The sequence below is a fragment of the Streptomyces sp. ML-6 genome (assembly GCF_030116705.1).
Lineage (GTDB): Bacteria > Actinomycetota > Actinomycetes > Streptomycetales > Streptomycetaceae > Streptomyces.
Genome location: NZ_JAOTIK010000001.1, coordinates 507,221 through 531,575 on the forward strand (window position 1 = coordinate 507,221; position 24,355 = coordinate 531,575).

Consider the following 24,355-nt stretch of genomic DNA (forward strand, 5'->3'; position numbering starts at 1 on the left):
CCACCCCCGTCGACCCAGGACAGGACCGACATGACCGTCACCGCACACCGGACCGGCCCCGGGGCCACGGCCCCCGCGCCGCACCCCACCCACGAGGTCACCAACCAGGCTCCGCCCAGGACCGGTCTCGACGAGTACGGCACCAACCCGCCGCTCGTCGAGGCCGTCCGCGCCTTCGGGGCCGCCCGGCACGAACCCGGGCTGCACGAGATCGGCACGCTGGTCGGCTCCGAGCGGTTCCAGACCGACGCGGAACTGGCCCACACCTCCCCGCCCGTCCTGCGCACCCATGACCGATACGGGCACCGCGTCGACGAGATCGAGTTCCACCCCGCGTACCACGAGATCATCGGCGCGGCCGTCGCGCACGGCACGCACACGGCGGGCTGGGCCGACCCGAAGCCCGGCGCGGCGGTGGGGCGGGCGGCCTCGTTCATGCTGTTCGCCCAGGTCGAGCCCGGTCACGCCTGCCCGATGTCCATGTCTCACGCCGTGGTCCCGGTCCTGCAGCGCGATCCGGACGTGGGGCGGGAGTGGCTGCCGGGGCTGCTGAGCCGTTCGTACGACCCCCGCACGATCGCCCCGGGCGAGAAGTCCGGGCTCACCTTCGGCATGGGGATGACGGAGAAGCAGGGTGGCTCCGACGTCCGCGCCAACACCACCCGGGCCGTTGCGCTGGCCTCCGACCCCGAGGGCCGGGCCCATCTGCTGACCGGCCACAAGTGGTTCTTCTCCGCCCCGCAGTCGGACGCCTTCCTGGTCCTGGCCCAGGCCGAGGCCGGGCTCACCTGCTTCCTCGTGCCGCGGGTGCTGCCCGACGGCACCCGCAACACCATCCGCGTCCAGCGGCTGAAGAACAAGCTCGGCAACAAGTCGAACGCCTCCTCCGAGGTGGAGTTCGACGGCACCTGGGCGGTCCGGGTCGGCGAGCCCGGCCGCGGTGTGCCGACCATCATCGAGATGGTCAACCACACCCGGCTGGACTGTGTGCTCGGCACCACCGCGGGCATGCGCCAGTCGGTGTCCGAGGCGATCTGGCACGCCCGCCACCGCAGCGCCTTCGGCGCCCGGCTGGCCGACCAGCCGGCCATGGCGGCGGTCCTGGCCGACCTGGCGCTGGAGACGGAGGCGGCGACCTGGACCTCGCTGCGCCTGGCGCACGCGTACGAGAGCGACAGCGGCGAGTCCGAGGCGATGTTCCGCCGGCTGGCCACCGCCGTGTCGAAGTACTGGATCTGCAAGCGCGGTCCGCACCACGCCTACGAGGCGCTGGAGTGCCTGGGCGGCAACGGCTACACCGAGGACTGGCCACTGGCCCGCCGCTACCGCGAGCAGCCGGTGATGGCGGTGTGGGAGGGGTCCGGCAACGTCATCGCCCTCGACGTGCTCCGGGGGATCGCCAGGACCCCGCAGTCGCTGGACGCCTTCTGGGCCGAGCTGGACACCACGGCGGGCGCCAGTGACGTGCTGGACGCGCATGTGCGCCGGGTGCGCCGGGAACTCGCGGAGGACCTGGGCGACCCGCTCGCCGCGCAGACCCGGGCCCGTGCCACGGTCGAGGGCATGGCACTGGCCCTGCAGGCCTCGCTGATGCTCCGGCACGCCCCCTCGGGATCGGCCGAGGCGTTCGTCGCCGCCCGGCTCGGCGAGGGCCGCGGCCACCAGTACGGCATCCTGCCGCGCGGCACCGACGCGGCGGCGATCGTGGAGCGGCACTTCGGCGCCGCCGGCTGATCCGCCGGTGCTCCCCCGGCGTGCGGGCGGCTGTTCCGGCCCCGGGCGCCGGGGCGGCCTCGCCCAGGGCCGGGTCGCGCACCGCCGTCACGAGGCGGCTGCCCACGACCTCGCCGCCCGGCCCCACGGCCATCGCCGCGCCGGGGCCACCGCCGGGCGTCCGGGCCCGGGTTCAGCCCGTGGTGTCGGACCATGCGTACGGCGGGGAGACGGGTCCGCTCGCGGGTCCGGCCCCGACGGTCTCCAGGTCCTTGTCGGCGACCCTCATCAGCTGTGCGGCGACGTCCTTCATGGCGCGGCTCGCCGCGAGTTCGTCACCGATGGCGGGCACGTCCACGTCCTGCGGGTTGCAGCGGGCGACCCCGTGCCCGGTGAGCTTCATGGCGCCGGTGTCCAGCACCGCCTCGGCCCTGGTCGTCCCGTCGTCCTCGGTCAGCCCGAGGCGGAGCCGCCACTCCAGTGTGCGGGTCATCGCGCACCTCCCTGCGACCGCGTCCGGTCCCGTGCACCGCCTCGACGCGGTCCTGTCACCAGGATCCACCCGTTCCGGGGCCTCTGCCCGTTCCCGCTCGCCCTGCGCGAATCGCACCTCCGCCGTAGTATGCAGGGAACCGAAATCCGCCGGAGACGGGCGAGGGCCGACCGACGGCGCCGGTCCGGCGATGTCCCGGAAGGCCCTGCGGCAGGACCCGCGCCGCGCTCCGCGGACGAGACGCAGGGGGGAGCGGCCCATGAACCGGCGTCGTCCTCCCCGCTCGGCCAGCGCCCAGGAGCTGCTCACCACCCTGCAGCAGCTGACGTCCCGGGCGCGCCGCGAGGTGGAGCTGCACCAGGCCCGGGTGGAACTGGCGGAGGCCCTCCAGCGGGAGATGCTGCCCGCCTCGCTGCCCGCCCGGCCGGGGCTCCGGACCGCCGCCCGGTACACCCCGGCCCGCAGTGGGCTGGACATCGGCGGCGACTGGTACGACGGATTCGTGCTGCCGGACGGCTCGCTGGCGTTCACCATCGGGGACGTGCAGGGCCACGACGTCGAGGCGGCCGCGTTCATGGGCCAGATCCGCGTCGCCATGCGGGCCATCGCCACCACCGAGGCGGACCCCGGCGAGATCGTGGGCCGGACCAACGACCTGCTCGTATCGGTGGACTCCGGCCTCTTCGCGACCTGCACGTTCGTCCGTCTCGACCCGAAGTCGCGGGAGTTGCACAGCGCCCGTGCCGGGCATGTCGCGGCGGTGTGGGCCACGACCGACGGGCGCTTCGGCGTCACCAGTGACGAGGGCGGTCTGCCGCTGGGCATCCAGCCGGGCGAGCGTTACCCGGTCACCCGGCGGCGGCTGGCGGACTCCGGGGCGTTCGTGCTGCTCACGGACGGTGTGGTGGAGGGGCCCTCGTTCCCGATCGACCAGGGGCTGGACGCGGTGGCCCGGCTGGTGCTCTCCCGGGTGCGCGCCGACGCCGGGGAGCTGGCCGACGCGGTCCTGGGAGCGGCGGAGCAGACCGGGCACCAGGACGACGCCGCCGTTCTCGTGGTCCGGCACGGGGCCGTTCCCGGCCGGGAGTGAGGCCCGGACCCGCCGGGCCGCGCGTGTCACACGGCCGCCACCCGTCCGGGCGGTGTCTGATGAGATGTGTGATCCGCAGCGAGAGAACCGGACGTGCGGCCGCGGCCGCCCTGCGCAACCTGGCCGTCGCCGCTGCCTACTACGCGGCCGGAGGGCTCGGCCTGATCCAGGAGGTGTCCGTCCACGGCGCGGTCGTCACCCCGCTGTGGCCGCCGACCGGCATCGCGCTGGGCGCCCTGCTCTGCCTGGGACCGGGGGTCTGGCCCGGCATCGCCCTGGGCTCGCTCCTCGTGGTCGCCACGCTCAGCGGCTCGGTCACGCCCTCCACCTTCGCCGTCGTGGCGGGCAACACCCTGGCCCCCCTCTGTTCGTACCTCATGCTGCGCAGGGCCGGTTTCCGCAGGGAGCTGGACCGGCTGCGCGACGGTGTGGTGCTCGTCTTCCTCGGCGCACTGGGCGGAATGGTCATCAGCGCGACCGTGGGCACGGGCATGCTGGTGCTGGACGGCAAACTGCCCCTGGACGGGTTCTGGCCGGTCTGGGCGGCGTGGTGGGCGGGTGACGCGATGGGCGTCCTGGTGGTCGCTCCCCTGCTGCTCGTGCTGCGCAGGGCGCGGATGCCGCGGGCCACCGACCGGTGGATCGAGGCGGGCGCGCTGCTGGCCGTCTCCGCCGCGGTGGCGCTGCCGGCGACCAGGGGCTCGCTGGCGCTGATCTATCTGGTGTTCCCGCTGCTCATCTGGGCGGCCCTGCGCTTCCAGCTGGCGGGCAGCGCGCCCTGCGCCTTCCTGGTGTCGGTCCTGGCCGCCGTGGCGGCCGCGGAGGGAGTGGGCCCGTTCGCGGGCCGGAGCATCCTGCACGTGATGGTCGACCTCACCGTGTTCAACGGTTCCGTGGCCCTGACCGCGCTCCTGCTCGCGGCGGTGGTGACCGAGCAGAACAACGTCCGGTCCAGGATCGAGCGGGCCTGCGAGGAACTGGCCGAGGTGGTCGAGCATCTGGCGCCGGGACGGGGCACGGCAGCCTGGCCGCCCCGGTCCGGGAACAAGCTCGACCACCACTGACCCGTCGTGCCGCCCCGGCGCGCACCCGACGACCGCACGCCCCCGGCGCCCCGGGCCCGTGCATGCCGGCGCGCACAAACATGGTCGCGCGCCGGGAACGCCCCGGGAGGGGCGGGGCCCCGAACGCGGGCGCACGGACCCGGGCGCGGGCGCGGCCACCGGCGCACGGGCCCGATCGTCCAGGCCGAAACGATCCGGCCATCGACTGTCGCCGTCCGCCCCTCCCGGCGGTCCCGCGCCCCGGGCCACCGCCCCCTCCCACGGCCGCGGCAGAGCTGCGGCATATGCCGCCACCGCGCCCCGAACATGAGATTCCGGCCCCGTTCTCCCCCGGGGCGCCACCTCGCGCCCGTTCATTCGTTTGTTGGCCGGGGAAGGTCTCCCGGCACCGCACGGTCGCGGACGAACCTGGTGGAGGGGCCACGCAGTCGATGGCGTACATGTCCGCACACAACCCGATTCAGGTGCCTTCCAAATGCCAACAGTCGCCCACAGACCACAGGATTCGGCGCGGAACGGGACGAGATCTGAGTCAGTGCGCATGTCTGAACTTCACGAGAACTCCAGCGAAATGGCACGTCTGTGGATATCGTGCAGCGAGCGAGGGCGCATCCGTCAGTCCATGGGATCGGCGGATGCGCCCCGTTTATGGCGATGCAACTGTGACTGGGGGGTTCATGGGGCATGTCGAGCTACCCGATTCGGACCGATCGGGACTCGTGGGGCTGGTGGGGACACCGCGCCCCCGCTCCGTTCCGAATCGGCCTCGCGGCAACGGACTTGACGAGTTGTGGAGGGCACCGGTCGTACCGCACGATCCTTGCGGACCGGCCTCGGCGAAGCGGAGAGCGGTCCGCTTCCTGCCGGTCGTCGTCGGCGCCGAACTGCTGGGGCTCGGGGTTCCGGCGTGGTTCGTCCTGTGGACCGACGGGCAGCCGCGCAGTGTGTTCGCCGCCGTCGCGGCCACCCTGGTGTGGGGCGTCGTACGGGCCGTGCGCGGCCGGTACGCGCAACGGCCGCCGAAGATGTCCGGTGCGGCCGGCGACTGGCTGCTGCTCCTGGGCGCGCTCGCCGTGCTGCGCACCGTGACCGGTGGTTCGGCCGATCCCGCGACGGCCGTCGTGGCCCTGCTGCCCGGCCTGCTGGTGGGGGTGGCGGCGCAGGCGGCGCGGCGGCTGCCGTGGCCGGGGCGCCGGAAGCGGGCGGTCCGGCGGGTACTGGTCGTCGGGGAGGCCGCCGGGGTGGACCGGGTCGTCCGCTCGTTCGCGTCCCGCGCGGGTCATCCGTACTCGGTCGTGGCCGCGATACCGGTGGGCGACGCGCCGCTGGAGTGCGGGGTGCCGGTACCGGGCCGGCTCGCACCGGCACCGGCCGACGACGACGTGTCCACGGTGCTGGGCGGGGCCTTCGCCCAGGAGGCCGACCTGGCGCTGGTGGTGCCGGGGCCGCAGCTCTCCGAGGACCGGCTGCGCCGGCTCTTCTGGGGCCTGCACGACGGCGGGCTCTCGCTGTCCGTGCTGTCGGAGCTCTCCGGCGTCGCGGCCGGCCGGGTCCGGCCCGTCGCCGCGGCCGGGCTCACCCTGCTGCATGTCGCACCGCCCCTGCGCCGGGGGCCGCAACCGTTCCTCAAGGCCGTCGTGGACCGCGCCGGCGCCGCCCTCGGCCTGCTGGTCCTGGCCCCCCTGCTGCTGCTGATCGGGGCGGCGGTGCGGCTCGCCTCCGACGGGCCGGTCTTCCACCGCCAGACCCGGCAGGGCCGGCACAACCGGCCGTTCACGATGTGGAAGTTCCGCACCATGGTGGTGGACGCCGAACACCACAAGGCACAACTGGCCGCGGCGAACGAGATCGACGGCCCGATGTTCAAGATGCGCCGCGACCCCCGGGTGACCCGGATCGGGCGCCTGTTGCGCCGGACCTCCCTCGACGAATTACCGCAACTGCTCAACGTGTTGCGCGGCGACATGTCACTGGTCGGCCCGCGGCCCCCGCTCCCGGAGGAGGTCTCCCGCTACGACGAGCGCGAGTTGCGGCGGCTCGCGGTGAAACCCGGGCTGACCGGCCTGTGGCAGGTCAGCGGCCGTTCGGACCTGTCCTGGCAGGAGACGGTCTCGCTCGACCTGTGGTACGTCGACAACTGGTCGGTGGCCACGGACATGGGGCTCATGGCCCGTACGCTGCGCGCCGTCGCCGACGGCCGCGGAGCGTACTGAGGGGGCGGCCACCGATGCGGAGGACGAGGGAACGCAACCGCCGGGCACAGCCGGGCTCAGCCCCGCGCGTCCTGCTGTTCCAGCCACCACGCGTAGGTGCCGGAGATGCCGTCGCGCAACCCGATCCGCGGTGCGAAGCCGAGCGCGGTGAGCCGGGAGACGTCCAACAGCTTGCGCGGGGTGCCGTCGGGCTTCGTCGGATCCCACCCGATTTTTCCTGGATAGCCCGTCACCTCCCGTACCACAGAGGCGAGTTCGCGGATCGTCAAGTCCTCGCCGCAGCCGATGTTGACCGGTTCGTCGCCGTCGTAGCGCTCCAGCAGCAGGAGGCACGCGGCGGCCAGGTCGTCCACGTGCAGGAATTCGCGGCGGGGGCTCCCGGAGCCCCAGAGCGTGACCTCGGGCGAACCGTCCCGGCGCGCCTCGTGGAAGCGGCGGATCAGTGCGGGCAGGACGTGCGAGGTCTCCGGGGCGAAGTTGTCGCCCGGGCCGTAGAGGTTGGTGGGCATGGCGCTGATGTACGAGGCGCCGTACTGCCGCCGGTAGGACCGGGTCTGCACGACTCCGGCGATCTTGGCCAGCGCGTACGCCTCGTTGGTCGGCTCCAACGGACCGGTGAGCAGGGCGCTTTCGGGGATCGGCTGCGGGGCGAGCCGGGGGTAGATGCAGGACGAGCCGAGGAAGAGCAGCCGTTCGACACCGGCCGCGTGCGCCCCGGCCACGACGCTCAGCTGGATGTGCAGGTTGTCCTCCAGGAACTGCACCGGGTACGTGCTGTTGGCCATGATCCCGCCGACCCTGGCGGCGGCCAGCACCACGGCGTCCGGACGGGTCCCGCGCAGGAAGGCCCCGGTGCGCGCGGCGTCGCGCAGATCGAGGCGGTCACGGTCGCGGGTGATCACCTCGTACCCCTCGGCGGCGAGGCGGCGCACCACCGCCGAGCCGACCAGACCCCGGTGCCCCGCGACGAACACGCGGGCGCCGGACCGCAGGAGGAGGGGGTGGACGGATTCCTGGGGAGAGCCGGGGAAATCAGTCGTCATGGCCCGGATTCTGCCAGCAGTCGCGGCCTGCGGTGACGTTGTGCCGCAGATCGCCCGAATCCGATGTTTCGGTGAGAAATTCCCGGCGGGGAACAACAGCCTCCCGGCCGACCACAGATAGGGGGAGACGTGGCGAAGACCGCGCTCATCACCGGCGTGACCGGACAGGACGGTTCGTACCTGTCCGAGCTGCTGCTCGACAAGGGGTACACGGTCCACGGACTGATACGTCGCTCGTCGAGCTTCAACACCGAGCGCATAGACCACATCTACCAGGGCCCGGAGGAGGAGAACCGCACGTTCGTCCTGCACCACGCCGACCTCGCCGATGGGGTCGCGCTGGTGAACCTGCTGCGCGACATCCGGCCGGACGAGGTCTACAACCTGGGCGCTCAGTCGCACGTGCGCGTCTCGTTCGACGCGCCGCTGTACACGGGTGACATCACCGGGCTCGGCACCATCCGGCTGCTGGAGGCGGTACGGGCGAGCGGCATCGACACCCGGATCTACCAGGCGTCCTCGTCGGAGATGTTCGGCGCCACCCCGCCCCCGCAGAACGAGAAGACCCCGTTCCACCCGCGCAGCCCGTACAGTGTCGCGAAGGTCTACTCGTACTGGGCAACGGTCAACTACCGTGAGGCGTACGGGATGTTCGCGGTCAACGGAATCCTCTTCAACCACGAGTCGCCGCGGCGCGGCGAGACCTTCGTGACCCGGAAGATCACCCGCGGGGTGGCCAGGATCAAGGCGGGTCTGCAGACCCATCTCCATCTGGGCAACCTCGACGCCGTGCGCGACTGGGGCTACGCCCCCGAGTACGTGGACGCGATGTGGCGGATGCTCCAGTGCGACGAACCGGACGACTACGTGGTGGCCACCGGCGAGGGCGTGAGCGTCCGGCAGTTCCTGGAGTACGCCTTCGCGCACGCGGGCCTGGACTGGCACGAACACGTCCGCTACGACGCCAAGTACGAGCGTCCCAGCGAGGTCGACGCGCTGATCGGGGATGCCACGAAGGCCGAGGAACTGCTCGGCTGGAAACCGGCCGTGCGCTCGCGGGAGCTCGCCAGGATCATGGTCGAGGCGGACATCCGCCAGCTGTCCGACCAGCTCGCCGGGGCCTCCGTGCGGGTGGACCGATGAAGCGCGGCCCCCGGGCCGCGGACCGTTCTCACCTTCGGAGCGAATGATGAAACCGACCACGGGGCGCAGACCCCTCAGGGGGGGCCGGGCGCGTGCGGCGGTCGCGGCCCTCTGTCTGCTCGCCGGAGCGCTGACCGCCGCCGCGTCCGGGGGCGGCCCGGCCGCGGCCCTCACCCCGCCGGTCGCCCTGACCGCGGACGACCTCCCCACCTGGCAGACCAACGGCATCGTCTGGTCGATGGCCGCCTCGGACGCCGGGGTCGTCTACACCGGCGGCACCTTCTCCACGGTCCGGCCGCCGGACGCCGCGCCCGGCACCTCGGAGCAGCCCGCGGTGAACTTCGCCGCGTTCGACGCGGCGACGGGCGCGCCGACCGGATGCAGCCTGTCGTTCACGGTCTCGTCGGGGACCGCGACCGTGCGCTCCCTGGTGCTCTCCCCGGACCAGAAGACCCTCTACGCCGGCGGGCGGTTCGGGTCGGTGAACGGGGTCGGGGTGAGCAACATCGTCGCGATCGACGTCGCGACCTGCACCCCGCGCCAGGACTTCAAGTTCGCCGTGTCCGCGACGGTCCGGGCCCTGGCCGTCACCGCCGACACCGTCTATCTGGGCGGCGACTTCACCAGCGTCGCGGGACAGACCCGGAAGATGTTCGCCGCGGTCACCACGGCGGGCGTGCTGAAGCCGTGGAAGGCCGACGCGGACGAGGTGGGCCGGGCCGTGGAGCTGACGCCCGACCGCAAGCACGTCCTGCTCGGCGGTGACTTCTTCACCGTCAACGGCACCACCTCGCACGCGCTGGCGGTGGTGGACGCCACGAGCGGGGCGGTGAAGAAGAGCTACCCGGCCGGGTTCATTCCCAACGCCTCGACGGTGCAGGACCTCACCACGGACGCCACCGGCTTCTACACCGCCAACGAGGGCACCGGGGGCGGTGTGTTCGACGGCCGGATCGCACTGGACCTCAGCGACTTCGAGCAGCGCTGGCGGGACACCTGCCTGGGCGCCACCCAGGCCGTCCTGGTGCACGAGGGCGTGCTGTACAGCGGGAGTCACGCGCACGACTGCGCCAGCATGGGGGCGTTCCCCAACCAGCCGCGCAAGCATCTGCTGGCCCAGTCCGTCGACGACCCGAAGCTGCTCCCCTGGTTCCCGGACACCAACGACGGGATCGGGGAACCGGTCGGGCCCCGGGTGATGACGCAGACCGACAAGGACGGCCACCACTACCTGTGGGTGGGCGGCGAGTTCACCACCGTCAACGGCTCCGCCCAGCAGGGCCTGACCCGGTTCGCCGACGGTCCCGACACCGGGGCCCCGTGGGTGCCCAACGTCAGTCTGTCCACGGTCTCCCCGGGCAAGGTGGAGGTCAACTGGCAGACCAGCTTCGACACCGACGACGGGGAACTCACCTACCGCATCTACAAGGACGGCGCGAGCACCCCCGTGCACACCACGACGGGGTACTCGCTGTTCTGGGACCGGCCGCAGCTGCGGTGGACCGACACCGACGTGGCGCCGGGCGAGACCCACTCGTACCGGATCAGCGCGAGCGACGGCACCAACACCAGTGCCAAATCGGCCGCCGTGTCCGCCACCGTGACGTCCGCGGCCGAGAAGTACCCCGCCAGGGTGCTGGCCGACGGCGCCTCGCTCTACTGGCGGTACGACGAGGCGTCCTCGACCTTCGCCGGTGACACCGGCCCGGGGCTGGACAACGGGTTCCTGCGCAACTCCCCCGCCTACCGCCAGACTCCGGCCGCCGTCGCGGGCCCGTCGACCGCGATCGGCTTCAACGGCTCGGACGAGTACGCGTACAGCAACCGGCGTCACCCGCAGCCGGCCAGGTTCTCGGTGGAGACCTGGATCAGGACGACGACCACCAAGGGGGGCAGGATCATCGGCTTCTCCAATCTGACCATGCAGAACAGCACCCAGTACGACAAGCACGTGTACATGCGGAACGACGGCCGGCTGGTCTTCGGGGTGAAGAGCGGCAGCGTCCGGACCATCACCACGCCCTCCGCCTACAACAACGGCGCCTGGCACCACGTGGTCGCCACGCAGGGCCCCGGCGGCATGGCGTTGTACGTGGACGGGCAGCTCCGCGCCTCGTCCGCCCTGTACACCGGCAACGAGAAGTACGACGGCTACTGGCGGGTCGGCGGGGACAATCTGAACGGCTGGCCGAGCAGGCCGACGAGCAACTTCTTCGCCGGGCAGATCGACGAGACCGCCGTCTACCCGACCGCGCTGAGCGGTGCGCAGGTCAGTGCCCACTACGCGCTGAGGACGGGTGGATGAGGTATCCGTTCCGGGCCGGTGCCGTCGCCGTACTGGCGGTGGTGCTGGCCGCCTGCGGCTCGTCCTCCTCCGACCGGGAGGCGGACCGGGTGGCCGGGCCGGCGGCGAGCCGGGCACCGCTCGCGGTCCCGTCGTCCGGTCCCGGCGCCCCCGCGTCCGGCACCCCCGCGGCCCCGCGGACGAGCGAACCGCCGAAGCTGCCCGTCGCCGAACTCACCCCGGCCACCGGCTCCTTCACGAAGGAGCAGAAGAAGTACCTGACCGACCGGGTGCCCCGGGGCATGGACCCGGCGGCCGTGCTCCAGACCGGGCAGGAGACCTGCGACAGGCTGGACTACCTGGTGAAGGCCGACCGGGACGTGGCGGTCGGCGGGATCGTGACGGGCGAGATCCCCGACGCGGAACCCGCCGTGGAGAACCTCTGCGCCCGGCACCGGGACCTGCTGAGGGAGGCCGCCCGGGGGTACGCGGACGGCACGTACGAGGGCGACGGGGTCCGGCCCGGCCGCTACCGCAGCGTCTCCCCCACCGGGAACTGCAGCTGGCGGATCACCGGCGCGGACGGCCGGGACCTGGCCTCGGGCCCGGCCGCCGCCGGGGAGCGGAGCAGGATCACCGTGCCCGCGTCGGCCCGCGCCTTCACCTCGACCGGCTGCTACGCCTGGCTGCCCGAAGGAGACTCCCGATGAACAAGCTGCCGATAGCCGTGGTGATCCCCACGAAGAACGAGGGGCTCAACATCGCCGAGGCGGTGGGCTCGGTGCTCGGCCACTTCGAGGCGGTCGTGGTCGTCGACTCGCACAGCACGGACGACACGGCGAAGATCGCCGCGGAGTGCGGGGCCGAGGTGGTCACGTACACCTGGGACGGCGGGCATCCCCGCAAGAAGCAGTGGTGCCTGGACCACGTCCGCACGGACCTGGACTGGATCCTGCTGCTCGACGGGGACGAACGGATCGGCCCCGGCCTGCTGGCCGAGCTGCGGCAGCTCTTCTCCGCCCCCGGCGGGCCCGGGGCGGCCGCGTACGACATCCCGCTCGGTTACTGGTTCTCCGGGAAGCGGCTGCGGCACGGCTACACCATCCGCAAACGGTCGCTGACCGACCGGACCCGCTGCCGGTACCCGGAGGTGGGGGACCTCGACGCGCCGGGCATCGGCGAGGTCGAGGGGCACTACCAGCCCGTCGCCGAGTCGGTCGGCACCCTGCGCAATCCGATCGAGCACCAGGACCTCGACCCGGTCACCGCCTGGTTCGAGCGGCACAACCGCTACTCCGACTGGGAGGCGTGGCTGGAGCACCACCCCGAGGTGAAGGAGCAGGTGCGGAGGGTGAAGTCGCGCCAGGGGCAGTTGTTCCACAAGGCACCGTTCAAACCGCTGGTGTCGTTCGTGTACATGTACGTGTACCGGCGGGGGTTCCTCGACGGTCGGGCGGGGTTCGACTTCGCCCTGGCGATGAGCTTCTACCGTTGGCAGATCGGTCTCAAGTCCCGTGAGGGAAGGGTGGTCTGACGCCTCATGTCCTCCGGCGGACCACGTCTTCGTAGGTCCGCCGGAGGGTGCCGGTCACGGCCCCGATGGTGAAGTCCTCGTTGACGAGGTTCCAGGCCGCCCGGCCGGCCCGGTCGTTGGCCTCGGGTTCGAGGAGTTCCAGTACGGCGTCGGCGACCCGGCGCGCGTTCCTCGCGTCCTGGCCGACCCGGCTGTCGATCACCCGGCCCGCTCCCGCCCGTGCCACGTCGGGGGCGAGGCCGCAGGTGCGGGTGATGACCACGGGGGTGCCGACCGACATCGCCTCCAGGACGGACACGCCCAGGGGTTCCTCGATCGACGGCAGCACGTACACGTCGGCCTGCCGTCCCGCCGCCAGGACCGCTTCGTGGTCGAGCGGCCCCACGTGGTCGAGCGAGTCCGTCACCCCCAGCCGGCGGGCGAGTTCGAGGGTGCCGCGCAGGGCGCCGGTGTCGGGTCCGGCCAGCACGAAGCGGGCGTCGGGGTGGCGGGCCAGGACCGCGGGCATCGCGGCGACGAAGTCCTCCGGGCGCTTGCGTTCCTGAATGCGGGCCAGGAAGAGCACCGTGGGCGGCCGGCCCGGTTGCCGGGCGGGCTTGCGTTCCTGCGGGCGCACCCCGTTGACCAGCCGGACGGTGCGGGTGAGCGGCACCGGTGCGGCGACGGCGTTCACATCGAGGCGTTCCGTCTCGGTCAGGTGCAGTACGGCGTCGGCGCGGCGCAGCACCGTGCGCACCCCGAGGAGGTCGGTCAGCCTGGCGACCCGGTTCTCGGTGGGGTCCACCATGCCGTGGGTCTGGACGACCAGGGGGGTGCGGGTGGCCAGGGCGAGCAGTGCGGCGGGCAGGGTCACCAGGTCGCGCATCAGGTGCACGTGGGCCAGGTCGGCCCCGCGCATCATGCGGCGGGCGGTGAGCAGGAGGGCCCCGGAGGTGATGCCGCTGACCTCGAACACGGGAAGCAGGTGGCGGGCTTGGAAGAGGTGGACCGGCACCCCCTCGACCTCGCGCGGCAGCGGTCCGTCGAAGCCGTCGCCCAGTGCCATGATCCGGGCGTCGTCGCCCGCGGCCCGCTGCACCTTCGACAGGTTGAGCGCCACCCGGGTCGGACCGCCGAAGGCGTGGTCCGGGGTGTGGAGCGTGACGACGTGCAGGATCTTCACCAGGGTTCCCCTCGCCCTCGGCCGACCCCGCCAGACTAGCCAGCCGAACCGCCCCAAGTGGGTTGATTCGTTAGAGTGTTCACAGGTCCACGGAACGGGGGGCGCATGACGTCCGTGCACGAGGCGGAACCGTCCGCGCCCGCACCGGGGCACGTTCCGCGCGAACCGGTCCGGCCGTCGGCGGAGCCCATGTCGTGGGCGATGCTGTCGCGCGCGCTGGCCGTGCCGCTGATCCTCGGCCTGGTGTGCTTCCTGCCCGCGGTGATCGCCGCCCAGCCCGGTTCGGGGGTCCGGGACAACGCGTACTGGCTCCAGTTGGTGCTGGCCTGCTACGCGGGGGCCCGGCTCGCGACGATGATCCTGTCCACCCGGCGGCGGCTGCTGCAGGGCATCTTCTGGATGTTCGTGTACATCGCGATGGGGGTGGCGCCGTTCGCGCAGGCGGTGATCGGGCAGACGCCCACCCCGGTGGTGGGGCCGCGGGGGGATCTGGTGACGGCCGTGGCGCTGGTCCTGGTGGGCTGTGCCGCGTTCGACCTCGGGGCGTTGCTGGCGAACCGGCGGCCCCTGCGCCGACGGGCCGCCGCCCGCTTCGGGACCGGTCCGGCCACCGTGCACCGGGGGCGGCTCAGGGTGCTGGTGCTGCTGGCCTTCGCGGCGAGCGGCTACTACGTCATGAAGGTGGGCGGCCCCGCCGTCTTCTTCACCAGCCGCCAGGAGATCAGCGCCTCGGTCGCGGCCAGCGGGGTGGTGACGGAGGGGTCCCAGGTGGGGCCGGCCTTCCTCAAGGCTTTCGGCACGGTGCCCGCGCTGCTCGGACTGCTCTTCTGCACGCGCCGGCTGGTGACGTCGCGCCGGGCCCGCCGTTCCCCGTCGACGGTGCTGGCCTGGGGGGCGCTGCTGGTCCTCAATGTCATCGTCAACAACCCTGTGTCCAATGCCCGTTACTGGTTCCTGACGGTCCTGGTCTCGCTCCTGTTCACCGCCTTCCCGAGCAGTCCGGCGATGTACCGCTCGGTGCTGGCGCTGGGGGTGGTGGGGGCGCTGGTGGTGTTCCCGTACGCGGACCGGTTCCGCTACGACGGCGACGGGTACCGGCCGGTGGAGTCGTCGTCGGTCTTCGAGCCGCTGGCCACCAAGGACTACGACCAGACGGTGATGTTCGCCAACGCCATCACCTGGGTCGACACCCGGGGCCACGGCTACGGGCGCCAACTGGCGGGCTCCGCGCTGTTCTTCGTGCCCCGGTCGGTGTGGGACGGCAAGCCCGAGGACACCGGGGTGCGCGTCGGCCAGTGGATGGGGATGCGGATGACCAATCTGTCGTCGCCGTTGTGGGCCGAGTTCTGGGTCGACTTCGGCGCGCCGGGCATGGCGGGGGCCTTCGCCCTGGTCGGGTACGCCGCCGCCCGCACCGACCGGCGCTACGCGCGCGCCGTCTCCCGGGACGGGCCGGGGCCGGGCAGTGTGGCGGCCGTCGCCGTGCCGTTGCTCGCCGGGTACGCCTTCATCCTGTTGCGCGGGCCGCTGTTGCAGTCCGTCGGGAAGCTCGCCGTCGCGGCACTCTGTCTGCTGCTGGTCACGAGTTTCCGGGAGCGGGGCGAGCGGCGTCCGCGCTGACGGGCGGCCGGTTCGCCGAGGTGCGGCGCCCCAGCCGGGCCACCCTGGTCCAGGTGGCAACCGCCTTGCAGACGGAGCCCAGGCACAGGCCCCAGGCGGCGCCCGGCACCCCGCCGAGGGCGTATCCGCCGATGAGGAAGGCTGCGGCGGCGAGCGAGAAGACCACCTGGACGGTGAGGGTGGTGCGGGGGTCGAGCATCCGCAGGGCCAGCAGCCCGCAGGTACCGACGGCCATCGCCGCGTACTGGCTGCCGGTCGCCGGGAGGAGGGCGGCGGCCGTGGGCCAGGTGTCGCCGAGCAGCCGGCGGCCGACGCCGTCGGGCAGCAGGGCCAGTGCGGTGGCCCAGGCGGCGGCCGTGGCGGCCAGGACGGCGGCGAGCCCTGCGGCGGCCCGGGTGCGGCGTCGTTCGCAGGGGATGCGGCCCAGCAGCGGCGGGCCGAATCCGGTGGCCGAGGTGAACAGCACGTTCAGCGGCCCGAAGAGGGTGGTCGCACCGCGCAGGGCTCCGACCACCAGGGGGTTGCCGACCGCTCCGAGCCCGAGGACGGAGAGCTGGCCGGTGGCGTTGCCCACCCCGAACTCCACGACGAAGCGCCGCCCCAGGTGGTCGCGGCGCAGCAGGCTTCCCGGGTGCAGGGGCGCGCCGGCCGTCCTGCGGTGCAGCAGGACGGCCGACAGCAGCAGGGCCGGGAGCGCGGACAGGCCCCACATGGTGAGGAGCCGGGCGGCCGGGGCGCCGTGCGGCTGGGCGAGCAGTGCGCCCAGTGCGCAGCCGAGTCTGAGCAGGTCGCCGGTGAGCGCCAGGTGCGGCAGGTGCAGGGTGGAGAAGGCGTAGCGCATGGTGTCCTGGCCCAGGACGACCGGCAGGACGAGTCCCAGCGCCATCAGGGCCTGTGCGGTGGCGCCGGGCAGCGACAGGCAGACGGCGGCCGTCGGAGCGCCGAGCGCCGTCGCCGCGAGCAGGGTGAAGGCGACCGCCGAGCGGCAGGCGCCGTGCACCTCGCCGGCGTCGCCCCGGCGCAGCACCAGCGGCTGCCCGGCGTAGGCCCCGAAGGCCCCCAGCAGCACGGTGAAGACGAGGTAGACCGCCGAGAAGCGGGCGAATTCGGCCACGGTGGACAGGCGGGCGGCCGTGACCAGCACCAGGATGTTGGTGAGCGCCGCCACGCCCTGGTCCGCGACCGAGCAGACGATCGCGGTGCGTGCCCTCATCCGTGTCCCGCGGTGGAGTCGAAGGTGCGCAGGCCCAGGGTCTCGGCCGGGTCGCCGGTGTACTCCGGGCCGCTGCGGTCGTTGCCGCCGGGGCCCGGGGCGGAGTCGTACCGGGCGACCTTCGCCCGGCGTTTCCCGGCTTTCCGGAGGGCCCGGCGCTCGTAGCGGCCGCGGGCGGGGTGCAGCAGGGCCCCGAGCACAGAGCCGTCGGCCGCCTCGATGATCTCGCGGATCCGCTCCAGGTCGCTGCGGCGCACGTCGCGCGGGTCGCAGACCACGACGACGCCCTCCACCCGGTCGAGGAGCGCGACGGCGTCGGCGTACGCCAGCACGGGCGGGGCGAGCACGATCACGACAGCGCCGGGCCGGTCGCCCTCGGCGATGATCCGCCCGAGGGGGGCCGAGGTCAGGGCGCGGGGCACGTTGCCGGTGCGGCGGCCCGCTATCAGGGTGAAGGCGCCCGACCCCGGTACGTCCACGTTCATCCGGCTGTCCGAGGGCCAGGCCCGTGCGTCCTCCGCCGCCCACCGGGGGTGGGCGCCCTGCACGGCGGGGCCCAGGTCCCAGGCCAGGCAGGGGGTGCGCAGGTCGGCCTCGACCAGGATGACGTCGCGTCCCATCTCGGCGAAGGCCGCGGCCAGGTTGACCGCGGCGGCCTTCGCCGCCGCGCCGTCCCCGCGCGGGGCCGTGACCAGGAGCCGGCGGCGCCGGGAGAACGACGGGTCGTAGGCGAGCCGGAAGGCCACCGCCCGGTACTCCTCGGCGAGCCGGCTCCCGCCGCGTCCGACGGCCAGCAGTGTGCCGGCGGTGGCGCGTTCCCTGGGCAGGGTGCCGAGCAGGGGGGCGCCGAGCGAGCGGACCAGTTCGCGGGTGGAGCGCACGGCCGGGTCGAAGACCAGGCGCACCCAGGACAGGAGCAGCCCGAGCGCGAGGCCGACGACGCCGCCGAGCCCCAGCAGCAGGGGCAGTCCGGCGCCGGTGGGTTCGGTGGGGGCGGCGGGTTTCTTCGTCAGGTATCCGGGGGTGGTGTCCAGGGCGCGCAACTCGGAGATCTTCCGGTTGAGTTCGGAGATCGCGACCACGAGGTTGGCCCGTGCGCTGGTCACGTCGTTGCCGCCGGAGGTCTGTTTTGCCAGTTGGTCGCGCTGTTCGGTGAGGGGGGTCAGCTGGGCGCGGTAGCCCTGGACCATGTGGGCGATGCTGTTCTCGGTGCGCTGTCTGCGGATCTCCAGATAGGCGTCGGCCAGTGCCTGGGCCCGCCCCCTGGCCAGGTCGGGGGTGCGGCCGGTGTAGGCGAAGCGGAGCACGAGGGTGTTGGGCGGGTTGGTGACCTGGAGGCCGGAGAGCAGCGGTCCGACCTCCACCCGGTCGCCCTGCCGGGCCAGGACGACGGCGGCCAGGGTGCCCACGGTGTCGCTGACGGCGGTCTGCCGCTCGGAGCCGATGTTGATGCCCTTGTCCGCGGAGGCTCCGGCGGCGAAGGGGTCCGAGGTGGCGGAGCGCACGACGACCTCGCCCGTGGAGGTGTAGGTCTCCTCGCCGCTCAGGGCGAGCCAGCCGCCGCCGAGCAGGCCGACGACCACGCCGGAGGCGAGCAGCGCCCGGTAGCGCAGGAGCTGGCGGAACTGGTCCCTCAGCAGCGCGGGTTCGTCCTGGTCCTCCAGGGCACGGATCGGCTGGTTCATCGGCGTGGTCTCCCTTGTGTGTCCGCGAGGACCTCGGTGAGCAGCGCGTCGAAACGGGCCAGGCCCGCCTCCCGGCTCAGGTGGCGTTTGACGTACTGGGGTCCGTTGGCGCCGAGCAGGTCCGCCTCGGCGGGTGCTTCGACGAGCTTGCGCACGGCCGACAGCAGGGCCGCCGGGTCCTCCGGTGCGACGAGGAGGCCGGCGCCGGACCGCTGGATCTCCTGCGCGGTGCCCCCGCCCCGGGCGACGGAGCCGACGACGGGACGGCCCGAGACGAAGTACGAGGTGAGTTTGGACGGGACGCTCATGTCGAGCACGGAGGCCCGCTGGGTCACCGCGAGCACGTCGGCGGCGGCGAGGACGTCGGTGAAGGCGTCCTCGTCGGCGGGCGGCAGGATGTCGAGGTTGCGCAGGCCCGCCGCGCGCCGCAGCAGTTCCTCGCGCTGGTTGCCGTCCCCCATCAGCACCACCCGGACCTCCGGGGCGAGGCGGGCCGCGTCGACGAGGACCTCCAGGCCCTGTTTGAGTCCCATGTTCCCGGAGTGCAGGACCACCGGGGTGCCCTCGCCCCAGCCCATCCGGGCCCGGGTGGCGGCCCGGTCGGCCGAAGGGGTCCGCACGTGCGACCAGTTGGGCACGAGGCGGATGCGGTCCGGGTCCACCCCGTACGCGGTGACGCGGGGGACGAAGCTCTCGTGGATGACGCCGACGAGGGTCGCGGCGCGCAGCGCGTACCGTTCGGCGGCCGAGGCGACGGCGGCGGCCCTGCCCCCGCCCCGGATGCCGCTCTGTGCGGCGGCGGCACCCATCAGGTCCTGCACGACGGGTATGTACGGGGCCCGGTGGCGGCGGGCCAGCCGGGCGCCGGCGACACCGCCGGCGAGGCTGGGCAGTTGGGCGACCACGGCGTCCGGCGGGCGTGTCGTGGGCGGGGAGAGCAAGGTGTGGCCGAGCACCGTTGCCTCGAACAGCCCTCTGCGCAGGGCGGTCTGACGGGGCGGAACATAATGTCTTCGCCGGTGCACCGTGACTCCGGCCCGTTTCTCGGTGACCCGCCACACTCCCCGGTACTCCGCGTCGGTCCGCCAGGACGGGTAGTGCGGCATGCCGGTCAGTACGTGCGTCTCGGCACCGGAGTCGGCCCAGTGCTCGGCGAGTTGCGCGGCGTACGGGCCGATGCCGGTCAGCTCCGGCGCGTAGTTCGTCGAGACGACCAGCAAGGTGCGGCCCCCGAACGGCTCGTGATGGTCTGCATCGGACATGGACGCCCGTCCTTCCCCCCCGGAACAATCCCTGCTCCCCAAGCAACAGCGTCGGGAAACGCCCTCGAGGAACAGCCCCAAAAGCGAGCTTATCCGTTCACGAGATGCGCAAGTGGTCTTCACAGTAGGGTCGTTGCACCATCAATACCGATACCGATATCCCATGGCACCGGACGCCATGTCCGGACAACGGCCACGGAAGACGGATGTCGCGTTCACCGTGGGGGGAGAGAGCGGATGGCGCACAGGGTCGGCTACGCGCCGGGGGTCTACGACCTGTTCCATGTGGGGCACCTCAACATCCTGCGGCATGCCCGCAGTCAGTGCGACTACCTCGTCGCCGGGGTCGTCTCGGACGAGATGGCGGCGCTCGCCAAGGGCCACAGACCGGTGATCCCGCTGCCGGAGCGCCTGGAGATCGTACGCAGCGTGCGCTACGTGGACGCGGCGTTCGTCGAGACGGTGCCCGACAAGGTCGAGACCTGGCAGCAGGTGCGGTTCGACGTGATCTTCAAGGGGGACGACTGGCGGGACACGGAGAAGGGCAGACGGCTGGAGCGCGACTTCGCGGAGGTCGGTGTGGAGGTCGTCTACTTCCCGTACACGGTGCACACGTCCAGCACCCAACTGCGCCGGGCGTTGGAGTCGCTCGTCAGTCCGCAGTCCGGAGCGATCTCAGCTCCCTGAACCACTTGGCGAGGAACATCACCAGGAACAGCGCGTGCACGGCGGCGAGCACCGCATAGCCGAGGCGGAACGCGGTGGGGTCGCCGAGCAGCAGGAAGACCAGGCAGAACACTCCGTAGTCGGCGGGCAGCAGTGCCACGGCCCGGAGCCGGGAGACCGGGGCCGCCGTGCCGCCCGCGACGGATGGGGCGCCGGCCCCGGCCGGTCGGGCCCCTCCCGGCTGCGTCCTGCCCGGTTGTGCCTTGCCCAGTTGTTCGCGCAGCAGTCCGGCGCAGAAGGTGAGCACGGCCGCGAAGAGGAAGCCGAGCGGCAGCAGCAGCCAGCCCTCGGACGGCAGGTCGAAGAACCGCCGGAACGAGATCAGCACGGCGGTGTGCACGAGGATCATCTTGGCGCAGTCCACGACGTGGTCGAGCCATTCGCCGTCCGGGCCGCCCCGGCCGGTCAGCCGGGCCAGTTGCCCGTCGGCCGAGTCGAGGGCGAAGCCGACGACGAGACCGCCCCAGACCAGCACGGCCAGGCCCCAGGACGGCCGGACGAGCGCCACCGATGCGATGGCGGAAAAGGTGAACACCGCGCTCAGCAAGGTGACTTGATTGGGCGTCATGCCGATGCGGTACGCCCCGGCCGCGAGGACCCGGCCGGCCGGACGGTTCACGTACCGCGAGTAGAGCGAGACCCCCTTGGCCGTCTTCTGCGCCCCGCGCAGCTCACGCATGACCGTGCCCGTGGTTCCCATACGCCCCCCAGCGTGCAGCCGTTGCCGGCGGCGCCGGGGAAGCCGCCCGGCCACCGCCACCGAAGCCGCATCATGGCACGCCGCCCCGGCCCCGCGCGGCCACTCGCCCGCTCCGGCCGGGGAACGGCACCCGGTCGTGTCCGGAACCGGCCCGCACGGGCCGGGGCGGGAACCGGTCCGTGTCCGGCCGGGAGGCAGGCCGGCCCGTGCGGGGTGGCAAGGAGGCGGCGTCGGCTCAGGCGGGGGCGGTGCGGCACTCCGGGTGGCCCCAGCCGTTGGGGTTCTTGGCGATCGGGTCCTGGGCCGCGTAGGGCTTCCCGCAGTGACAGCGGCCGGCGAACCGGGCCTTGATGGTCGCGCCGGAACGCGCGGTGCGCGTCGCGCCGCCCGCCTTCCGCGCCGCCGTGCCGCCGCTCCGCTTCGCCGCCGCTCCGCCGCGGCGCCCTCGGTCGCCCGGCCGGGGGCGGGGGTCGGCAGCTCCGTGGCACCGTGCGCGGTGCCTGCGGGCACCTGCGCCACCGCGGCCTCGCTGGCCGCCTGGTCGGCGAGCGCGTTGAGCGGGTCGCCGTCCACCTGGTGGGCGGGGACGTAGGTGAAGCGCACCGACCGACCGGTCAGCAGGTCGTCGATCCGGACCACGAGGTCACGGTTGGCCACCGGCTTGCCGGCCGACGTCTTCCAGCCGTTGCGCTTCCACCCCGGCAGCCATGTGGTCACCGCTTTCATCGCGTACTGCGAATCCATCCGCACCTCGATCGCGGTGGTCGGGTCCGTTGACTCCAACAGCTCACACAGCGCCGTGAGTTCGGCCACGTTGTTGGTGGCTGTGCCCAGCGGCCCGGCCTCCCAGCGCTGCGGCCGCCCCTGTGCGTCGGCCACGACCCACGCCCAGGCCGCAGGTCCGGGATTGCCCTTCGACGCCCCGTCACACGCGGCGATGATGCTTTCGTTCATGCCCCCGATCATGCCAGCGCCGCATCCCCCCACGAAGCCGTGACGCTGAGTGACGATTCGAGGTGCGGCGGTCCCGCGGCGCTGGTTCTCTGAGGGGGCCCGCTCTTCCCCGACGCATCAAGGAGCGATGATGAGCGTTGCACGTGAATCCGGTGACCGTGCGCAGCAGCTGCGCGACAAGGCCCGGCACATGACCGAGGCCGCCGAGCGCACCACCGACCCCGAACAGCGCCGACGCCTCCAGGAGAAGGCCCGGCTGCTGCGGGAGCAGAGCGACCGGCAGGGCACCATGGGTGGCGAGGACATCCGCCCGACCCGGTAGACCCGCCGTCGCCGGCCGACGCCCCGTCGCCCTTCCCTGAGTGGGCGGCGGGCCGTCGCCGTCGCACGGCCGTTGTTGCGGCCCGCCCCTCCCGTGCGTACCGCTTGTTGACGTTCCCCGGCCATGGCCCCTACGGTGCGGTAAGCGCTTTCCAGTCGCATCGGGAGACTTTGGGGACATGAGCGGTCCACTGCGCATCACACACGTCCACGGGGACCGGGTCACGGTCACGGAGGAACGCCACGGCATCGAGCTGATCAGCTACGTCTACCGCCCCGAGGCGGCCTGGGAGGCCCCGAAGCCGTACGTACACCCCCTGCGCACCTTGGCTGATAACGTTGTCAGCGACTACCGGCCCAACGATCACCGCTGGCACAAGGGCCTCCAGATGACGGCCTCCCACCTCTCCGGGCAGAACCTGTGGGGAGGCAACACCTATGTGCACGGGCAGGACTATCAGCCGCTGCCCGAGCTGGTCGGCTCGATGGCGCACCTCGGCTTCGACGAGGTGGCGGTGGAGGAGGGGCGCGCGGTCATCACGGAACGGCTGAGCTGGCGCCACCACGACGGCACGCACTGGGCGGACGAGATGCGCCGGATCGAGCTGCACGACGTCGAGCACGAGGTCGAACGCGGGGGCGGGCACGAGGCCGGACACCACGCCGGGCCCGCCGGACCGGGGGCCGGCGGGAGCTGGACACTGACCTGGTCGAGTGCCGTCACCAACCGGCGTTCCGAGCCGCTGCGCTTCGGCAGCCCCACCACCCACGGCCGGGAGGCCGCGGGCTACACCGGCCTCTTCTGGCGCGGTCCGCGCGCCTTCCGCGGCGGGCGGATCATCGGCCCGGACGGGGAGGGACCCGGGCTGATGGGGACGCAGGCCCCCTGGCTGGCCTACAGCGGCGAGCACGACGGCGCCGACGGACACGCCACGCTGATCTTCCGGCACGCCCCGGAGAACGACCATTCGGGAGCGGGCGGCACCCACCCGGCCCACTGGTTCGTGCGCAACGAGCCGTTCGCCGCCGTCGCCCCCTCCTTCGCCTTCCACGAGGAGCTGGAGCTCGCCCCGGGCGACACCCTCGCGCGCCGCTACCGGATCACCGTCGCGGACGGGGCCTGGGACCGGGACCGGATCACCGAGTACCTCGCGGAGCACCCGTGGTGAACGCGGGCGATCACCGCCCCGGCCTGTACGTGGAGCTGCCGCTCGACGAGTCCGGCCGCGCCCGCCTGCGGGAACTCGGTTCCGGGCCCGTGTGGTTCGCCGAGCCGGGGATGGTCTCCGCGGCCGACGACCGTGCCCTCGCCGACGCCGACATCGCACTCGGCAACCCCGAGGCCGCCCGGGTGGCCGAGGCGCCCCGGCTCCGGTGGCTGCAGCTCGCCTCGGTCGGGATCGACGGCTATCTCGGCCTGGACTGGCCGGTTCTCGGCCGTCGGCTGACCGTGACCAATCTGGGCGATGTCTTCGCCGACCCGGTGGCCGAGTCGTGCCTGGCGGGCATACTCGCACTGCACCGCGGCATCGACGAGCTCTCCGGGCTGCGCTCCCGCGGTACCTGGGCGAAGTCCGTCGTCCGACCGCGACTGCGGCTGCTGTCCGGGGCCCGGGTCCTGATGCTGGGCCGGGGGTCGATCGCCCGGAGGCTCGCCGAACTGCTCGGGCCGTTCGGCTGCCCGATCTCGCACTTCGCGCGCGGCTCGGGCGACATCCGCACCCCGGCCGAGCTCGATGTGCAACTGCCGGACTTCGACGTGGTGGTGGGGCTGTTGCCCGGGACGCCCGGTACGAGCGGGCTGCTCGACGCGCGGCGCCTGGCCCGGATGCGGCCCGGGGCCGTCCTGGTGAACGCGGGCCGGGGATCGCTGGTGGACGAGGAGGCGCTGATCTCCGAGCTGTCCTCCGGGCGGCTCGGCGGTGCGGTGCTGGACGTCACCGGACAGGAGCCGCTGCCCGCCGGACATCCCTTGTGGACCTGCCCGAACGTCGTTCTCACCCAGCACACCGCGGGTGGTTCGACGGACGAGACCGCGCGGGTGATCGACCTGTTCGCCGAGAACCTGCGCCGTTTCGAGACCGACGTCCCGCTGCGCAACCCCGTGCAGTGGGCCAGGGGATTCTGAGGACGCG

The 24,355-nt window shown here is 72.9% G+C and carries 20 protein-coding genes and 1 pseudogene; 13 read left to right on the forward strand and 8 right to left on the reverse strand.

The window, feature by feature from the left end; translation table 11 throughout:
• Nucleotides 1-30 precede the first annotated feature (30 nt).
• Nucleotides 31-1,734 carry an acyl-CoA dehydrogenase family protein gene (locus OCT49_RS02310; RefSeq protein WP_283850212.1) on the forward strand — a complete coding sequence of 568 codons (1,704 nt, stop codon included), beginning with the start codon at nucleotides 31-33 and terminating at the stop codon, nucleotides 1,732-1,734.
• Between the two features lie 172 nt (nucleotides 1,735-1,906).
• Here OCT49_RS02310 and OCT49_RS02315 read toward each other — a convergent pair whose 3' ends face one another.
• Entirely contained in the window at nucleotides 1,907-2,206 is a 300-nt protein-coding gene (locus OCT49_RS02315) for a DUF1876 domain-containing protein (protein ID WP_283850213.1), read from the reverse strand.
• A 259-nt stretch (nucleotides 2,207-2,465) separates the two neighbouring features.
• Here OCT49_RS02315 and OCT49_RS02320 point away from each other — a divergent pair, with 259 nt between their 5' ends.
• From OCT49_RS02320 to OCT49_RS02330, 3 genes are all read left to right on the forward strand, one after another.
• Complete coding sequence (locus OCT49_RS02320; protein WP_283850214.1) at nucleotides 2,466-3,296, forward strand: PP2C family protein-serine/threonine phosphatase; 831 nt, start codon at nucleotides 2,466-2,468, stop codon at nucleotides 3,294-3,296.
• Nucleotides 3,297-3,364: 68 nt separating this feature from the next.
• Complete coding sequence (locus tag OCT49_RS02325; RefSeq protein ID WP_283850215.1) at nucleotides 3,365-4,360, forward strand: MASE1 domain-containing protein; 996 nt, start codon at nucleotides 3,365-3,367, stop codon at nucleotides 4,358-4,360.
• Nucleotides 4,361-5,037: 677 nt separating this feature from the next.
• On the forward strand, nucleotides 5,038-6,573 hold the full coding sequence (locus OCT49_RS02330) for an exopolysaccharide biosynthesis polyprenyl glycosylphosphotransferase (RefSeq protein ID WP_283850216.1): 1,536 nt from the start codon (nucleotides 5,038-5,040) through the stop codon (nucleotides 6,571-6,573).
• Between the two features lie 56 nt (nucleotides 6,574-6,629).
• On the opposite strand, the gene OCT49_RS02335 is transcribed toward OCT49_RS02330, so the two are convergent.
• A complete protein-coding gene (locus OCT49_RS02335) occupies nucleotides 6,630-7,616 on the reverse strand; it encodes a GDP-L-fucose synthase family protein (protein ID WP_283850217.1) in 987 nt (328 codons plus the stop codon).
• Nucleotides 7,617-7,745: 129 nt separating this feature from the next.
• Between OCT49_RS02335 and gmd the strand changes: the two genes are divergently transcribed.
• The 4 genes from gmd to OCT49_RS02355 are packed head-to-tail and all read left to right on the forward strand — an operon-like array spanning nucleotide 7,746 to nucleotide 12,577.
• Complete coding sequence (gmd, locus tag OCT49_RS02340; RefSeq protein ID WP_283850218.1) at nucleotides 7,746-8,759, forward strand: GDP-mannose 4,6-dehydratase; 1,014 nt, start codon at nucleotides 7,746-7,748, stop codon at nucleotides 8,757-8,759.
• 43 nt (nucleotides 8,760-8,802) lie between these two features.
• Nucleotides 8,803-11,064, forward strand: a complete 2,262-nt coding sequence (locus tag OCT49_RS02345; protein ID WP_283850219.1) for a LamG-like jellyroll fold domain-containing protein — start codon at nucleotides 8,803-8,805, stop codon at nucleotides 11,062-11,064.
• On the forward strand, nucleotides 11,061-11,753 hold the full coding sequence (locus OCT49_RS02350; protein WP_283850220.1) for an Rv1352/Rv1906c domain-containing protein: 693 nt from the start codon (nucleotides 11,061-11,063) through the stop codon (nucleotides 11,751-11,753). Before OCT49_RS02345 ends, OCT49_RS02350 begins: the two co-directional genes overlap by 4 nt.
• The gene (locus tag OCT49_RS02355; protein WP_283850221.1) at nucleotides 11,750-12,577 is read left to right on the forward strand and encodes a glycosyltransferase family 2 protein; all 828 of its coding nucleotides are present in this window, start codon (nucleotides 11,750-11,752) and stop codon (nucleotides 12,575-12,577) included. The genes OCT49_RS02350 and OCT49_RS02355 overlap by 4 nt, the downstream gene beginning before the upstream one ends.
• Nucleotides 12,578-12,581: 4 nt before the next feature.
• Here the strand turns inward: OCT49_RS02355 and OCT49_RS02360 are convergent, their stop codons facing one another.
• Complete coding sequence (locus OCT49_RS02360; RefSeq protein ID WP_283850222.1) at nucleotides 12,582-13,739, reverse strand: glycosyltransferase; 1,158 nt, start codon at nucleotides 13,737-13,739, stop codon at nucleotides 12,582-12,584.
• A 105-nt stretch (nucleotides 13,740-13,844) separates the two neighbouring features.
• Here OCT49_RS02360 and OCT49_RS02365 point away from each other — a divergent pair, with 105 nt between their 5' ends.
• The gene (locus OCT49_RS02365) at nucleotides 13,845-15,359 is read left to right on the forward strand and encodes a hypothetical protein (protein ID WP_283850223.1); all 1,515 of its coding nucleotides are present in this window, start codon (nucleotides 13,845-13,847) and stop codon (nucleotides 15,357-15,359) included.
• On the opposite strand, the gene OCT49_RS02370 is transcribed toward OCT49_RS02365, so the two are convergent.
• The 3 genes from OCT49_RS02370 to OCT49_RS02380 are packed head-to-tail and all read right to left on the reverse strand — an operon-like array spanning nucleotide 15,319 to nucleotide 19,519.
• Nucleotides 15,319-16,572: an MATE family efflux transporter gene (locus OCT49_RS02370; RefSeq protein ID WP_283850224.1), complete on the reverse strand. Its 1,254-nt coding sequence runs from the start codon at nucleotides 16,570-16,572 to the stop codon at nucleotides 15,319-15,321. The two genes, OCT49_RS02365 and OCT49_RS02370, sit on opposite strands and share 41 nt — an antisense overlap.
• Nucleotides 16,569-18,257, reverse strand: a complete 1,689-nt coding sequence (locus tag OCT49_RS02375; RefSeq protein ID WP_283850225.1) for a lipopolysaccharide biosynthesis protein — start codon at nucleotides 18,255-18,257, stop codon at nucleotides 16,569-16,571. Before OCT49_RS02375 ends, OCT49_RS02370 begins: the two co-directional genes overlap by 4 nt.
• The gene (locus OCT49_RS02380) at nucleotides 18,254-19,519 is read right to left on the reverse strand and encodes a glycosyltransferase (RefSeq protein ID WP_283850226.1); all 1,266 of its coding nucleotides are present in this window, start codon (nucleotides 19,517-19,519) and stop codon (nucleotides 18,254-18,256) included. Before OCT49_RS02380 ends, OCT49_RS02375 begins: the two co-directional genes overlap by 4 nt.
• A 237-nt stretch (nucleotides 19,520-19,756) precedes the next feature.
• Here OCT49_RS02380 and OCT49_RS02385 point away from each other — a divergent pair, with 237 nt between their 5' ends.
• Nucleotides 19,757-20,206 (forward strand): FAD synthase family protein, encoded by a 450-nt coding sequence (locus tag OCT49_RS02385; RefSeq protein WP_283850227.1) that lies wholly within the window; start codon nucleotides 19,757-19,759, stop codon nucleotides 20,204-20,206.
• Here the strand turns inward: OCT49_RS02385 and OCT49_RS02390 are convergent.
• Together OCT49_RS02390 and OCT49_RS02395 are read right to left on the reverse strand one after the other, a co-directional pair.
• Nucleotides 20,172-20,945 carry a CDP-alcohol phosphatidyltransferase family protein gene (locus OCT49_RS02390; protein ID WP_283850228.1) on the reverse strand — a complete coding sequence of 258 codons (774 nt, stop codon included), beginning with the start codon at nucleotides 20,943-20,945 and terminating at the stop codon, nucleotides 20,172-20,174. The genes OCT49_RS02385 and OCT49_RS02390 overlap by 35 nt on opposite strands.
• Nucleotides 20,946-21,180: 235 nt before the next feature.
• Nucleotides 21,181-21,899, reverse strand: a pseudogene (locus tag OCT49_RS02395) (ribonuclease H family protein).
• A 130-nt stretch (nucleotides 21,900-22,029) separates the two neighbouring features.
• Here OCT49_RS02395 and OCT49_RS02400 point away from each other — a divergent pair.
• From OCT49_RS02400 to OCT49_RS02410, 3 genes are all read left to right on the forward strand, one after another.
• The gene (locus OCT49_RS02400; protein ID WP_283850229.1) at nucleotides 22,030-22,221 is read left to right on the forward strand and encodes a DUF6381 family protein; all 192 of its coding nucleotides are present in this window, start codon (nucleotides 22,030-22,032) and stop codon (nucleotides 22,219-22,221) included.
• Between the two features lie 178 nt (nucleotides 22,222-22,399).
• Nucleotides 22,400-23,389, forward strand: a complete 990-nt coding sequence (locus tag OCT49_RS02405) for a DUF6807 domain-containing protein (protein WP_283850230.1) — start codon at nucleotides 22,400-22,402, stop codon at nucleotides 23,387-23,389.
• Complete coding sequence (locus tag OCT49_RS02410) at nucleotides 23,386-24,348, forward strand: D-2-hydroxyacid dehydrogenase (RefSeq protein ID WP_283850231.1); 963 nt, start codon at nucleotides 23,386-23,388, stop codon at nucleotides 24,346-24,348. The genes OCT49_RS02405 and OCT49_RS02410 overlap by 4 nt, the downstream gene beginning before the upstream one ends.
• Nucleotides 24,349-24,355 lie beyond the last annotated feature (7 nt).

What these genes read in the sequence shown, in the direction of transcription:
- OCT49_RS02310 (WP_283850212.1), top strand. Translation starts at nt 31, where the DNA reads ATGACCGTCACCGCACACCGGACCGGCCCCGGGGCCACGGCCCCCGCG.
- OCT49_RS02315 (WP_283850213.1), bottom strand. Translation starts at nt 2,206, where the DNA reads ATGACCCGCACACTGGAGTGGCGGCTCCGCCTCGGGCTGACCGAGGAC.
- OCT49_RS02320 (WP_283850214.1), top strand. Translation starts at nt 2,466, where the DNA reads ATGAACCGGCGTCGTCCTCCCCGCTCGGCCAGCGCCCAGGAGCTGCTC.
- OCT49_RS02330 (WP_283850216.1), top strand. Translation starts at nt 5,038, where the DNA reads ATGGGGCATGTCGAGCTACCCGATTCGGACCGATCGGGACTCGTGGGG.
- OCT49_RS02335 (WP_283850217.1), bottom strand. Translation starts at nt 7,616, where the DNA reads ATGACGACTGATTTCCCCGGCTCTCCCCAGGAATCCGTCCACCCCCTC.
- OCT49_RS02345 (WP_283850219.1), top strand. Translation starts at nt 8,803, where the DNA reads ATGATGAAACCGACCACGGGGCGCAGACCCCTCAGGGGGGGCCGGGCG.
- OCT49_RS02350 (WP_283850220.1), top strand. Translation starts at nt 11,061, where the DNA reads ATGAGGTATCCGTTCCGGGCCGGTGCCGTCGCCGTACTGGCGGTGGTG.
- OCT49_RS02355 (WP_283850221.1), top strand. Translation starts at nt 11,750, where the DNA reads ATGAACAAGCTGCCGATAGCCGTGGTGATCCCCACGAAGAACGAGGGG.
- OCT49_RS02365 (WP_283850223.1), top strand. Translation starts at nt 13,845, where the DNA reads ATGACGTCCGTGCACGAGGCGGAACCGTCCGCGCCCGCACCGGGGCAC.
- OCT49_RS02370 (WP_283850224.1), bottom strand. Translation starts at nt 16,572, where the DNA reads ATGAGGGCACGCACCGCGATCGTCTGCTCGGTCGCGGACCAGGGCGTG.
- OCT49_RS02375 (WP_283850225.1), bottom strand. Translation starts at nt 18,257, where the DNA reads ATGAACCAGCCGATCCGTGCCCTGGAGGACCAGGACGAACCCGCGCTG.
- OCT49_RS02380 (WP_283850226.1), bottom strand. Translation starts at nt 19,519, where the DNA reads ATGTCCGATGCAGACCATCACGAGCCGTTCGGGGGCCGCACCTTGCTG.
- OCT49_RS02385 (WP_283850227.1), top strand. Translation starts at nt 19,757, where the DNA reads ATGGCGCACAGGGTCGGCTACGCGCCGGGGGTCTACGACCTGTTCCAT.
- OCT49_RS02390 (WP_283850228.1), bottom strand. Translation starts at nt 20,945, where the DNA reads ATGGGAACCACGGGCACGGTCATGCGTGAGCTGCGCGGGGCGCAGAAG.
- OCT49_RS02400 (WP_283850229.1), top strand. Translation starts at nt 22,030, where the DNA reads ATGAGCGTTGCACGTGAATCCGGTGACCGTGCGCAGCAGCTGCGCGAC.
- OCT49_RS02405 (WP_283850230.1), top strand. Translation starts at nt 22,400, where the DNA reads ATGAGCGGTCCACTGCGCATCACACACGTCCACGGGGACCGGGTCACG.